The organism is Arthrobacter dokdonellae (assembly GCF_003268655.1).
GTDB lineage: Bacteria > Actinomycetota > Actinomycetes > Actinomycetales > Micrococcaceae > Specibacter > Specibacter dokdonellae.
The window spans coordinates 2,859,876-2,872,780 of the sequence record NZ_CP029642.1 but is presented as its reverse complement, the minus strand read 5'-3'; the positions used below and the strand labels follow the sequence as shown (position 1 = coordinate 2,872,780).

Here is a 12,905-nt window from a genome sequence, read left to right as displayed (position 1 = left end):
TTGAGCGCTGTGAGCGCGGCCGCGGTCGCCGCGCCCTGAACGACAGCGCGGCGCGTGGGCTGGGACTGTTCCTTCAATGGTTGACCTCTTTCTGTGTAGATGGTGTTGGCATTGCAGGCGGCTCAGGGTGGCGATTGGACACACAGATTGGATGAGGGCGGGGCTGGCCTTCGATTTCAGGCTCAGATCCTGGGTTGGCCCTCATGAGCTCGTTGAGGGTCGGGAGGTCAGCGCCAGGCCTGGAGACTGTGATGGCCGCTGCACGGGCTGCTTTCCCGCCGATCTCCTCGAGTCGCCGCACGGGAATCGGTTGCCCGTCCCAGCCGCCACCTTCGAAGGCAAGGGCCGAGATCAGGGCCGCCATGAAGGAATCGCCGGCGCCCACCGAGTCCGCGACTGTGGTTTTGACGGACGGGATACTGATCCGATGCTGACCGCTCCCGAGCAATGCGCCCCTGCTTCCGCATGTGATCCCAGCCACGGCCGGCCCGCCGTCGATGAGGAGATCGAGGACATAGTCGAGGGGTTTTCCCGGGAAGAGGAACTCGGCGTCTTCATCGCTGAGCTTTATGAGGTGGCTGGAGAAGGTGAGTGCCTTGAAGAGTTTGCGGGTCTTGTCTGAGTCTGGGATGAGGGCCGGTCGCACGTTCGGATCGAACGTTATCAGTGCACCGGCGGCTCGGCCTCGTCGGATAATGTCTCGGGTGATGTCGGAACCGGGGTCCAGGAACGCTCCCAAGGAACCGGTGTGGATGACCTTCGGAGCTCCGAGATCGTCGAGGTTGAGGGGGTCCCAACTCAAAGCGAATTCGTAGCTTGCCGATCCGTCATCTGCGAGGGTCGCGATCGCTTTGGATGTCGGGGAATTCGTTCCGGATTCTGCGGTAAGGAGCACACCGGATTCACTCAGGTGCTTTCTGATCAGTTCCCCGTCTTCGTCGTCTCCAATTGCGGTGTGCAAACGGGTGACGAGATTCAGCCGGGAGAGGCCAAGCGCCACGTTGGCGGGTGATCCGCCCGGATAGTGACCCACGCGGTCAGACTCAACGACGACGTCGTCGATGAGCGCCTCCCCGACGACGAGTGCGTCCGTGCTCACGAGGGAACTCTGGCTTCGAGCGTTTCTGCCTGGTTCTTTGCTTCGATCGTGAGCCGGCCGTTGGCCCAACTGACGGGCTGCGGGTCGGTGATCTCACCGCCGAAGCTGCCGTTTTGGTCCTCGTTCAGGAACGCTAGGAACTGCCACGCTCCGGCGCGGTCCTGAACCAGCCGACCCACATAGAGTCGCTCGTCTGTGAGCCGGTACGCATCCGCCGTCTGGAATGGCCCGGTCAAGGATTCGGTAGGGAACGCCCAAACCCCGCCAACCGGGTTTTCGGCATGGCGTTCGTGCGCCAGTTCGGAAGCGAGGCAGGAGAACAGGCCGACCGGTTGGCCGTCGACGATCAGGGTTTGGGCGACTTCGATGTGCCCAAATCCGGCGCCCGGCTCGGACAGCGGCGGCTGAACGGTCCAGTGGGTCAGATCCGGTGAGGTTGCGTGCCCGATGACGCCTCGGTTATCGGGATCGCCGTGGTTGGCTCGTGCTGTGATCAGCATGTGCCAGGTGTCGTGGTCGCGGAACACCCACGGGTCCCGCCATGCCTGGTCCGGCCACTTTCTCGTTTCGGCGGTTTCATACCACCGGGCGTCCGGTTCCAGAACCTGCCTGTTGGGCTCTCGACGCCACGTGACGAGATCGTCGGAGACGACGGAGCTGATGCGCTGGTTGAGGCCGCCTTCGGCGCGACTGACAGCCGTATAGAACATCCGCCACATGCCGGTGTCCTCGCGAACGACTGACCCGGTCCACGTCGCGAGGTCGTCGAACGTCGGTGAGTCGTCAGGGATGACCGCATCGGCGTGTTCCGTCCACGTCCTGAGATCTGTGGACGTTGCGTGTCCGATGGTGGCACGCCAGTGACGCCGGTCAGGGTCGATGAGGGCGCGGGACGCCTTCAGGAAGAAGAGGTGGTAGCGGGCGCCATCGTCGGCGATCCAGAAGTCCCATACCCAAGACGCGGCAAGTCGAAACATCGTATGTACCTTTCAGTTCTTTCGCGGTTTGGCTACTGAGCCCCGGAGGACGAGTGGGCAGTCGAGAAGTGTGGGTGTGCCGGCGGCGCCTTCGTACCCGGCGTCTGCGTTGAGCAGGTGCACGAGGGTTTCCACGGCCCATACGCCCATTTCATAGTGCGGAAGCGCCACGGTGGTTAGGCCTGGGAACAAGTTCGCGGCGATGAGTTCCTGGTTGTCGAATCCGACGACCGAGAGGTCGCGCGGAATGGTCAGGCCCAATTCGGTTGCGGCCCTGTAGGCACCCATTGCCATCCGGTCGTTGTAACAGAACAAGGCGGTCGGCCGGTCGTTCCTAGCGAGGACTTCTCGAGCAAGCTCGTAGCCGGGAAGGGTTTCTGACGGTGCGCAGGAAATCAGTGTTTCGTCGATTGGAACGCCGTGCTCCTGCAACACCTGTTTGTAGCCGGCGAGACGTCCGTGTGTCGCCGGCACGTCGTCGTCGTTGTTGAGGAAACCGATGCGTGTGTGTCCAGCCTCGACGAGGTGCGTGACGGCGGCTATCGCGCCACCCACCTCGTCAGGGACCACTGCCGGGACGATTCCGGCCCGATCGGTCGAGTCGATCAGGACCACAGGCAGGCCCTGCAGGTTTGAGGGGAGCGGGACCTGGCGGTGATACATCGTCGCGTACAGGATCGCGTCCACTTGCCTGTCGATCAGCCCCTGGACGTCGTCCCTGTGGGAGTTGCCGCTGGATTCGCGGTCAGTGTTGATGATGACCAGGGTCAAGTCGTGTTCACGTGCTGCGTTCTGGGCACCCAGAATGATCCTGCCCGCATGGGGTGTGGTTGCGATCTCTTCGCTCAGCAGGCCGATGAGTCCTGACCGGTTGGTGCGTAAAGCCTGCGCCATCCGGTTCGGTCCGTAGCCTAGTGCTTTCGCCGCTTGGCGCACTCGTGCCCGCGTCTCTTCCGCGATCCGCGTGTGCGGTATGTCATTGAGGACGTGCGACACGGTCGTGACCGAAACGCCCGCCATTTCGGCGACAGCTCGGATGCCTGCGCTTTTCACTGCCATAGCTCTTCCTCCCCGTTTCGATGTGTGGGATCACTCGTCCCATAGCGAGTCGCAGTTGCCGCCCGTGCGGCCGAAGTTGACTCCCGGCGGGTGCGCGCAGGCTCCACGTTAGCGAGTCCGTGAAACGGGCTGTCCGGTCGCAAGAAGTGCATGTGCGCCAAGGGTCCTTTCATGGAGCGACGGGTCAACCTTTGACCGCGCCGAGTGTGAGGCCTGCGACGATGTGCCGCTGGAGAACGATGGCCAGGACGATCACCGGAACCGAGTAGAGCACCGCCAGTGAGGTCATGGTGCCCCAGTCCAGGCCGAACTGGCTCTGGAAGTTGGCAATCTGCAAAGGGGTTGTGACAGCGCGCACCGAGGTCAGCAGCAAAGCGAAGATGAAGTCGTTCCAGGAGGCGAGAAAGGCGAAGATCGCGGCGACCGCCAATCCTCCCCTGGTGATCGGGATCACGATCCTCCAGAGCGACCCGAGCCGGGAACACCCGTCGACCCGCGCGGACTCTTCGAGTTCGTCCGGCACCGCCTCGAAGAAGCTCGCCAGGAGCCAGATGGACAGGGGAAGCGAGATCGTCGTCTGCGCGAGTGCAAGGGCGAAGGAGGTATCTGACAGTCCGAGACTGTGAAAGAAAGCGATCAGCGGGGCACCGACCACGATCGCCGGCACCATCCTCATGACCAGCGCGAGCAGGATGAAGACCCGGCCCAGGCGGGTGCGGTAACGCGTCACCGCGTAGGCCGCGGGAACTGCAAGGACAAGCGAGACGACGGTGCTTATCACTGCGGTCTGGATGCTGTTCACAAACGACTGCGGAACGCCTTGCGTAGTCAAGGCAGTGATGTAGTTCTGGATCGTCCAGGTCGAGGGCAGGATCGTGGGTGGAATGGCGTTCGTCTCGATCGGCGTCTTGAACGAGGTGAACAGCATGTAGACGAAGGGGAAGGCGTACAGGACGACGAGCACGGTCAGTGCCGTCCAGAGTATGGCGCGGGTGCTGCCGCGTCGTGACTCGAGTCCGTTCATCAGTTATCACTCCCAGGGCGCCAGATGGTGAGAACAGCGATGACGGCAATGACCATCAACGCAAATAGGTAGATCGTTCCCATGGCGCTCGCCAGACCGGGGTTTCCGTTGGCGATCTGGGTGTTGTAGACGAGCAGCGAAAGGACATTCGTCGAGTTCTGGGGGCCACCATTGGTTTGCACGACGATTACGTCGAATGCCCGCGCGGCGTCGACGCCTCTCACGATGAGCGCGACGGCGATCACCGGGCGCAGCAGCGGCAGGATGATCCGAAAGAGCAGGGTTGGATAGCGTGCTCCATCGATTCGTGCCGCCTCGATGATCTCGCCGGGGACGTTCTGCAGGCCCGCGAAGAGGACGAGTGAGATGAAGGAAGTGGTGAGCCAGATATCGGGCAGGGCAACGGAGAACAACGCAATGTTCGGGTCGCTCAACCACTGGATCTGGTTGGGGGACGAGGTGAGGTGCGCGTCGAACAGCAGCTGGTTGACGATCCCGGAATTGTCGATGAGCAGAAAGCGCCAAAGCAGACCGGCGACAATCGGGGCGATCATCAGCGGGTAGAGGAATACCGTCCGGAAAAAGCGGGAGCGGTCACCCAGCCCGCTAAAGAGCAGGGCCACGGTCAGGCCGAGGACGAATTCGAGGGTGACGACGATCGCGGTGTAGGCGATGGTGCGGACGACCGAGTTGCTGAAGCCAGCCGAGGTCAGGGCCCGGACATAATTGTCGAACCCGACAAAGGTGTGTGGGCCGCCGGCGATGGGGTTGTAGCGGAAGAAGCTGTTGACGACGAACTGAAGCAGGGGCCAGGCAACAAAAGCGGCGAGGAAGAGCGCGGCCGGCAGCATCAAAAGGGCAGCAAACCGATTGTCGGTCAGCCGGAACCGTTTACGGGTAGGCGAAGGGACGGGCCTGGGGCGGTGGGCGGCGGGCCGGGTGGCCGGCCGCCCAGGAGTCATGGCTGTCATCGCTATTGCTGAACGATCTGATCGATTTGGGCCGCGGCGGCCTTGAGGAGTGCGGCGTTGTCCGCCCCGGGCTGCAGGGACTTCTGAATCATCGGGATCAGCGCGTTGTTGACAATGTTCTGCCAGTTCGCGTTCGCCGGACGAGTGATGGTAGCCGGCGCCGAAAGGGTGGTCACCATCGGCTTGTAGGCCGCGTAGCCCGGCTTGTCCTCATACTGCTTGAGCGCGGAGATTCGCGCGACCAGCCCGAGCGAGGTGTCGGCACTCAGGGCGTTGTGGTCGTAGGCGAACTTGACAAATGCCGTGGATGCGGACAGATGCGCTCCCTGCCTGGGAATGCTGAGGTAGTAGGGCCCGGGGACTCCGGCAATACCGGCGGGGCCGGCGATCATGGGAGCGACTCCGGTCTTGCCGTAGACGGGCGAACTGGTGGGGATCTGTCGGTAGGCGTGGGCCCAGAAGAGCATCATCGCCGACTTGCCCTGGTTATAAAGGTTCTGCGCCGCATTCCAGTCGACGGCGGCCGCCCCCGCAGGAGCATACTTCGCGAGGCTGGTGTAGTAGTCCAGCGCTTTGAGGCTGGCTGCGTCACCAAGGGTCGATTTGGTTCCTGCCGAGTTCAGGACCATCTCTTTTTCGCCTGCCTGTGAGAGCGCCGCAAGGTACTGTGTTTCCTCGGCTCCCGGAAGAGGTGCGCCGTACATGCCGTCCTTGGTGAAGAACGCGGCGACATCCGCGTACTGCTGCCAGGTCGTCGGCGGCTTCAGGTCGTAGCCATACTTCGCCTTGAATGCGGCCTGATTGGCACTGTTGTTGAACAGGTCCGTGCGGTAGTAAAGGATCTCCGAGTTGGTGAAGGCCGGCATTCCAACGAAGTTGGCGCCGACTTTGGCTTCCTGGACGACGGACGGGAAGTTGTCCGCCGTCACCGCCGGGGTGTACAGGTCATTCATCGGCTCAAGTCCCGCGGCGAACGTCGGCAGCCAGATCGCGTCCAAGGCAGCAACGTCGAAGGACACGCTCCCCGTGGACAGCTCGCTGTTGACGCGATTGAAGAGGCCGTTATAGGGCAGTTCGACGAAGTTCACCTTCACGCCGGTGTCCTTCGCATACAGGTCGGCGATGGGCTGAAGTTCAGCATGTCCGCCAGCCTCCACCAAAACGGTGATCGACTTGACGGGCGCGGAACTGTTGGTGCTGGCGCCCGGCGTGCAGGCGCTCAGCGCCAGCAGGGAAGCGGTGGCGACTGCGGCGGCCGTGGCCGCCTTCATGCGAGGCAGGCGCACGCGGCGCGACCCCGTCAGTTTTGTGCGAAGCATCGTTACTCCGAATTCAATTTAGTGCGGCGCCAACCGCGAGGGGGGCTTCACCGGTTTGGCGATGAAGAAACGTTTTGGCAAAACGTCTTGGCACGAGCCTACGTACCCTCGCTTATCGCAGTCAAGCGCCAAAACCAGCCAAAATATGCCAAAATATTTTGGCCGCACGAAGAACGCATCAGCCCAAGAGAGACGGGCCCCGCAAGGAGTCGACGTTCTCCTGCAACGCGCACCACCTGAGCTGTTCGCACATACCGATCAGGACGTACGGATAGATTGAGTTGGTCGGAAGCGGGCCACTTCAACCGCCTCGTATTTGGTTCTACGTGAGGCTTAGAAGAGAATGCCCCAGATCGGTCACGCGGACAAGATGGCTGCGATCACAACGCCTGGGAGCGGTGGCATCGTGCTCCGGCAGTCCTAACATTTTTCATCCCATGCGGTTTGACCAACGGGACCGAGTTGCGTGCGTTGATGGGACCAAATTCGAAGCCGGTCGACGGCGGGCGGATTACGGCAATATCGTCAAAATCCGCGGGCTCAGGACTCCGGACATCACGATTTAATTGATGAGAGCCGGAGCCTTGGTTTTGATCTCGTATTTGAGGATGAGGCTGCTGCCGGGGTAGAGAGTTGCAGTGCTGTTCAGGTGCTTGCAGAGTTCGGCGGCGGCCGCGGTTTTGGCTTTGGTCGGCAGAGGGTCAAGGGTGATGGTGAGCTGGCCGGGCTTGGTGGTGTCGATGTGGCCGGGCTGGTTGAAGATTTGGCGCATGAGGGCGTGGGCTTCCTGGTTCGCGCGTTTGTATCCGGTGTTGGTGCGGATCTCGCGGGCGATGGTCATCGCGGTGTTGTAGGCGGCCATGCGGATGCCGGTGTGGATCAGCTTGACCTCGGTATCCAAGACTTGCTGGCCCGGGTTCAGATCCCCGAGGCGCAGCTTCGCCGGGATCTTCTTGTGGGCTTTCTCTGCAGCAATCAAGGCGGTTTCTGCCTCCCAGAGCGGTGCCATGGCTTGGTTGTGCATGTCGCTGGTGACCGTGACAGTTAGTTCATTGGAGCCCTCGGACGGTGTTTTCAGTGCCATCAAGTTGATGTCAGCGATCGCGGCGGCCTCGGCATGGGCATTACGGGCGGCAACGACTTTTTGGTAAGCCTTGGCCTTCGCAGGATCCGGAACCATCCGGTCTTCGTCGTCGTCGATGCTGGTGTAGGAGTCGTGGGAGTCGAGCTCGAAGTGCATGCGGGCGTAGCGGAACTGGTTTTCCTGCCGCCACCTATTGCCCATTCGATACACGAGTTCCCCGGCGGGAAGGTCACGGTCGGTGGTGAGGATGTGGATTTGCCGTGTGCCTCCACCGGTGGTGCCCACGATCCGGCTGATCTGCCGGATGCTGAAGACTTCGCCGGTTTTCTTCGTTGTTGCCAGGGGGAGGTCAACGATCGTGTCGGCGACCGACCATTTGCGTTCTTCCCCGTGGTCGTCGGTGTGGGAGACCTCAGTGAATAATTTCTCTTCGATGTCTTTGGTGGTGCCTTTGCGCCAGGTCAGCACGTCAAAACCGGCCGCATCCATGTGCTTGAACAACGCCGGTGACCAGCCTCCCCTATCGAAGCCGACCAACACGCGCCGCTCGTCCCCGACCACTGTGCGCAGTTCCGGCAGCAGGCCGCGGAGTTCGGCGGCCAGGGACGCGCCCGGTTTGGCCATGACGACGAAGACGGGGGATCCTTGGGCGTCTGTGACCCAGGTTTCCTCGGTAGCCGGGACCGGGAATTTCAACCTCGTGGAGTAGATTTTCCCGATCTTTTTCGTGCCTTGGTAGGCGCGCACGTGTCCGTCAACGTAGAGGATCGCGGCCAGGTTCTCCCCGCCCGGGCCGGTGCCGGCAAGGTGGTGTTTGGCCAGGGCAGCGATCAGTTCCCCGGCGTTGCCGGCCTCAGCAAGTTGGCTGATTCTGCGGCGGATGGTTTTTACTTCCGGGGCCCGATCCAATCCCAACACGCGTCCGAGTTCCACCGGGTCGAAGCGGGTGGCACCCTCGGCCCGGGCTTCCCCAGCCAGCGCCCGCAGCACGGCATCGATCAGGACGGACTCGAGGCCGTAGAAACCATTCGGCAACGCCCCGTACACCTCCTTCGCACAGCTGAGCAGGCCGGTGGTTTCCAGTGCCGGGAAGGCCAGGAACAATCCCGCGTGCCGGATGTGGGCGGCCGGGGAAAACACTGGGACCGCGCATTCAAGCAGTCCGGCGGCGGCACGTTCCGCTGCGCGAGGTGCCGGGACCGGCTGGAGCGGCAACCCGGGCTGCTGTGCTGGTTCCAAGGCTTCAGCTTCATCGGCGGTGGGTGTTTCCGCAGCGTCAGCAGCGGCTTGTTCGGCAGCGATTTTCAAGGCCCGGCGGACACTGAACTCCGAGACGCCGACCGCGTTACCGACGGCCTGCTGGGACAAACCGGTGCTGCGCAGTTCCACGATCCGGGCGATGACACTCTCGGTGAGCCGGGAAGCCCGCTTCGGACCCTTCTTCTCCGGCACCAACGCGGCAATGCCGCCTTCAGTCAGCAGTTGCTTCCACAGCCACACCGTGGTGGGTGTGACATCAAAGGCCGCTGCGATCTCAGCGACGCCGGCTGCCTTAAGCGCCGCGAGTCTCACCGCTGCCCAACGGCGGCCGGCCTCATCACCGCCGTCCCAGGAAAACGAGGCTTGTCCGTGCAGAAAAAACAGTGCCGCCACCATCGGCGTCGCTCACGAGTTCCCCGGCCAGGCCCAGCTTCACAGCACCGGAAGCCATCGCCACAGGAAGAGGACGTTGAGCAGTCATGAGACCCATCATTTCACCCTTCCAATAGAGGTATTTTCCTTAATCTATTATATCGAAGAATGGGCAAAATTAACAGGGTTCCAGCAAGAAAAACCCCGGAAACTCAACAAACACCCAAACCCGTCATCCGACCGTGTCCGGAGTCCTGGGGCTCAGGACTCTAGATATGGTGAGATTTACAATGTGGGGTAAATCAGCTGCGGAGGCGAATTTGGCTGCACAAAACCCCGCGAATCCGCGGGTCAGAAGATCGAGCCTGCATTGCCGTTCAACATCTATTTTCTCACAAAAGATGTGCGATTCACTTCGCATCAAACGACAAGAACCGCGTTAGAGCTAGGAACTCGGTTGCCGGACGGCCGTGCATGTCCAGAGTCCTGGGGCTATGACCTCGATTGATTCAGAGAGTACGACGATCGGAGGGCCAATTCTTGTCGGTCACCGTCTCAATGTTTCCAGGACGGCAAAAACCATGGATTTCCGCGGTGTTCCCGTTCGCCAGTTGAAAAACGTGACGAAAACCAGAGGTGAAATTGGACCTCCGCAGGCCAAAAACGTGACGAACTTTTCGTTCAATAACGTGAGTAAAGCGTCATTTGGCCCCTCCGTGCACCCCGCTAAAATAGTATAACCGCAGGTCAGAGCCATATTTGGTGCCCCGGGCCGGACTCGAACCGGCGGCCAAGAGAAACTCAGGACTCTCATGCCAACAGACTTCGACAGACGCCAAAAACCGCCAATTTCCGGGGGAGCGCGGAACAACAGGGCCACGTTGACATGCCGAGGATTGCCATGGGTTGTCGTTGAAAAACGTGAGTAAAACGTGACGAGACCCTGCAGCGCAGCACCGGAGCTGTTGTTAGATGGCCGTTTGCAGGTTCATCGGCATACTGGACGGCATGTCAGCGGTTGTCGAAAGCGGTCCGTCGTATTTCATCGCATTGCGTTGTCCGGGGCGTGGTTTCGGGCCTGTCGGCCAAGCGGCCAGTTGCCGCTGCGAAACATGGATTTTAGTGACTTTTGTTGGGAGAGTGGAGCATGAACTTGCCTAATTTTAAGGCTATTTGCTTCCGAATTTGCCATTCCGGCTGGCCTGAAGTGCGATCATTTGTGTGACTCACTTTTCGAATGTACGGAACACAGTTGCACGGTACGATACGCGATCGTTTGGTTTGCAGCGGGTCCAATAAGTCGACGACTGGTGAGATGCTTGTCCACCAGTGGGCTTGGGTGCCTATCAGCGTCGGACTTTCACAAAGCGCCGCAGAGGTGGTGGTCGAATGAAGAGAACGCCAAGGGCGATCCGGCAACTACCATGAGTACGCCCAGAGCAACGGGCAAAGGCAATCTGAAAGCATTCCGACGATACCACTCCACAGGACTTGACCCCGTCGGCAACCATCAATGCGGAATCGAAGACACCTAGCCCGCAGTCACTTGACGCGGCAGGGCTGCACGCAACAGGTCACGTGGCCCATAGAATCAGGTCCAACTGGTTGGATTCGACATCTGAGAGGCCCCGATGGATTCGATTCGGATGAAGAGGGGCAGGCCAGCACCTGCCAACGCTGGCTTGCCGCTGATGATTGCGACCATGACCGCATTGGTCGAGGACACGAAAACATCACGTGAGATGCAGCAGCGAGCCATCGCCTGGATGGGCACCACGGTCTCCGCGCTCCTTTTCGGAACTCTGGTCTACTTCTCGTCCCACAGGTCTGACTCCTATTGGCTTGTCACAGCAGTTCTGGGGATAGGCGCACCGGCCGCAGCCGCAGCATCATCCGCCATTTTCCTGGGTGAGCTGTCCCGGCAGGGAAGGGCTGCGATGGTTCGTCGGACGATCGAGGACTGGGCACTGAACGAACCTAGTCTTCGCGTCGGGCGAGTCCAGCCAATCAGTCCGATTTTCGGAGAGCAGCAATTCGCCTCAATGAGCGGATCTACGATAACAGCCGGCTACGGGGTGACCATTTACTATCTTGCGGTCCTGTCGATGTTCGGTGCCGGTGTTGCGGTCGGCCCACTCGTTGCAACTCTCACCACCTGGGGCGCTCCCGAGGGCCTAAAAATCGCGAGTCAGGGTGTTCCCCATGGCCTCTTCACCGGCTCCGCCATTCAGATCCTCTGGGCCGCCATCACCGCCGTGCAAGCCCTCGCCGTTCGGCGAATGGGCAAGAAGGGCGTCCAGCTCCCCGTCGGAAGCTAGGCGTATATGAGTCTTCCAGCCACGGTGGCCCCCTTGGTGGGCGCAAAGTCGCCAAATCCTTGCTGGATTGTTTCTGCAGGCGTCGACAACTCGCCGCAGGCAAGAATGCAACGAGACAGCATCGTCAAGCTTCTGATTTCCGGTCGGTAGCTTGAAAAATGTATGTCACGCTGCCGAAGGGGATAAACTCCGCCCCGAGTGTGGTCAGAATCTGTCCGTTTTCTGGCAGCCGATGATGCTCAGATGCCCGAGGGAAGAATCCTGGGGGAAGGGGCCTCCGGGCGTTTGGATTGTGAAATACATGGATAGCCTGAGCAAAGTCTTCTTCGGGAGCATTGGCCGTACCGACTTCATAGCTGAAGATGGACGGTGTCGCACTGTTCGGGTTATGGTTGGCGCAGGTACCTCGGCGCCAAATTACGGTCCCTGGATCGCCCAGCCCCTCTTGCTTTCCTATGCGATTGAACTGAGGAACTGAAGCACCGTTGGCAAAGATTACGGCACTTACGTCAGTCCACTCGGGGTCGTTGAATATTCCGCTCGGGATGCTCTTTCCATTCCAAAGGTGTTCGTCGATTGGCTCGGACACAACCGAAAGCTGGCCCTTAGAGTCGATCTGGGCGACGGTGGACTGACCGTAAAGGTACTCCGCCGCAACTCCAAAGCTATGAAATAGCGAACTACCTGAGTGGAAGGATTCCACCGCGATGACAAACGGCTTTCCCTTCACACATTCTAGTTCCCAGTACCGTTGCCCAGCCGCGTTGGTTTTTTGCCACTTTTTTCGAAGCGCCTTGCCAAACTGATGTATGAACTCATCGCGAGCTGCGGGTAAGTTATCTGGAACGACATCGCTCAAGGATGGCGTTTTGACGCCCCGGTCCACTTGCCCAGTGGGTTGGCTTGTGACCGCTTCAATTGCCACAATCGATTTCTGGTTCGACACCAAGTAGTCAACGACTCCCTTGGTTGGCAGTAAGTTAAGGTCGGCTTCGCTGAAGTAGGCGAACAATGATAGTTCCCATACCCGCGAGCTAAAACCGATTGATTGAAAATCCTTGATGAAGTTCTTGTCTTCATCTATGTAGTTCGAGAAGATTAGGTCCATCAGTTCGCGGGCTCCCGCTGCACCTTTGTAGTCACACATGGCGAGAAAGAGCGGATGTGCCCTATTGACAGGGACTTTCAAATCGAACAAGCTAACTGGGGTATCCATCTACTGAACTTTACAACGATCGGAACTGCGGGCTGCCCCGGCTTTGCTGGACGCCTCGAGGAGACCCTGGTTAGTCCTGTGCGATTGATGTTGGGCCTGCCCAATTGGAAGGCGTTACACCTCACACATCAACGGTCGGAGGTGGTGGAGGGGATGTGAAATCGACGAATGACCCCAAAATTGCGCCCAGAACACTGAAGATTACG

At 60.2% G+C, this 12,905-nt stretch carries 9 protein-coding genes; 1 reads left to right on the top strand and 8 read right to left on the bottom strand.

All coding sequences use genetic code 11. The annotated features are described in order from the left end of the window. Positions 1-73: 73 nt before the first annotated feature. From DMB86_RS12725 to DMB86_RS12695, 7 genes are all read right to left on the bottom strand, one after another. A complete protein-coding gene (locus tag DMB86_RS12725) occupies positions 74-1,099 on the bottom strand; it encodes a carbohydrate kinase family protein (protein ID WP_113718136.1) in 1,026 nt (341 codons plus the stop codon). Next, positions 1,096-2,076 (bottom strand): glycoside hydrolase family protein, encoded by a 981-nt coding sequence (locus tag DMB86_RS12720; protein ID WP_113718135.1) that lies wholly within the window; start codon positions 2,074-2,076, stop codon positions 1,096-1,098. The genes DMB86_RS12725 and DMB86_RS12720 overlap by 4 nt, the downstream gene beginning before the upstream one ends. 12 nt (positions 2,077-2,088) lie before the next feature. Next, a complete protein-coding gene (locus tag DMB86_RS12715) occupies positions 2,089-3,135 on the bottom strand; it encodes a LacI family DNA-binding transcriptional regulator (RefSeq protein ID WP_171814480.1) in 1,047 nt (348 codons plus the stop codon). Between the two features lie 184 nt (positions 3,136-3,319). Then, positions 3,320-4,159: a carbohydrate ABC transporter permease gene (locus tag DMB86_RS12710; protein ID WP_113718134.1), complete on the bottom strand. Its 840-nt coding sequence runs from the start codon at positions 4,157-4,159 to the stop codon at positions 3,320-3,322. Beyond that, positions 4,159-5,010, bottom strand: coding sequence for a carbohydrate ABC transporter permease (locus tag DMB86_RS12705; protein ID WP_227878751.1), 852 nt, complete (start codon positions 5,008-5,010; stop codon positions 4,159-4,161). Before DMB86_RS12705 ends, DMB86_RS12710 begins: the two co-directional genes overlap by 1 nt. Positions 5,011-5,132: 122 nt before the next feature. Further along, a complete protein-coding gene (locus tag DMB86_RS12700) occupies positions 5,133-6,449 on the bottom strand; it encodes an extracellular solute-binding protein (protein WP_227878354.1) in 1,317 nt (438 codons plus the stop codon). A 562-nt stretch (positions 6,450-7,011) separates the two neighbouring features. After that, positions 7,012-9,189, bottom strand: a complete 2,178-nt coding sequence (locus DMB86_RS12695) for a helix-turn-helix domain-containing protein (RefSeq protein ID WP_113718132.1) — start codon at positions 9,187-9,189, stop codon at positions 7,012-7,014. Between the two features lie 1,679 nt (positions 9,190-10,868). Between DMB86_RS12695 and DMB86_RS12690 the strand changes: the two genes are divergently transcribed. Further along, positions 10,869-11,483, top strand: coding sequence for a hypothetical protein (locus DMB86_RS12690; protein WP_129545527.1), 615 nt, complete (start codon positions 10,869-10,871; stop codon positions 11,481-11,483). Between the two features lie 124 nt (positions 11,484-11,607). On the opposite strand, the gene DMB86_RS20330 is transcribed toward DMB86_RS12690, so the two are convergent. Beyond that, positions 11,608-12,699 (bottom strand): hypothetical protein, encoded by a 1,092-nt coding sequence (locus tag DMB86_RS20330; protein ID WP_129545526.1) that lies wholly within the window; start codon positions 12,697-12,699, stop codon positions 11,608-11,610. Positions 12,700-12,905 lie beyond the last annotated feature (206 nt).

Coding starts and splice junctions, on each gene's coding strand:
- DMB86_RS20330 (WP_129545526.1), bottom strand. CDS start 12,699: ATGGATACCCCAGTTAGCTTGTTCGATTTGAAAGTCCCTGTCAATAGG.
- DMB86_RS12695 (WP_113718132.1), bottom strand. CDS start 9,189: ATGGTGGCGGCACTGTTTTTTCTGCACGGACAAGCCTCGTTTTCCTGG.
- DMB86_RS12690 (WP_129545527.1), top strand. CDS start 10,869: ATGACCGCATTGGTCGAGGACACGAAAACATCACGTGAGATGCAGCAG.
- DMB86_RS12705 (WP_227878751.1), bottom strand. CDS start 5,010: ATGCTGCCGGCCGCGCTCTTCCTCGCCGCTTTTGTTGCCTGGCCCCTG.
- DMB86_RS12715 (WP_171814480.1), bottom strand. CDS start 3,135: ATGGCAGTGAAAAGCGCAGGCATCCGAGCTGTCGCCGAAATGGCGGGC.
- DMB86_RS12710 (WP_113718134.1), bottom strand. CDS start 4,159: ATGAACGGACTCGAGTCACGACGCGGCAGCACCCGCGCCATACTCTGG.
- DMB86_RS12720 (WP_113718135.1), bottom strand. CDS start 2,076: ATGTTTCGACTTGCCGCGTCTTGGGTATGGGACTTCTGGATCGCCGAC.
- DMB86_RS12700 (WP_227878354.1), bottom strand. CDS start 6,449: ATGCTTCGCACAAAACTGACGGGGTCGCGCCGCGTGCGCCTGCCTCGC.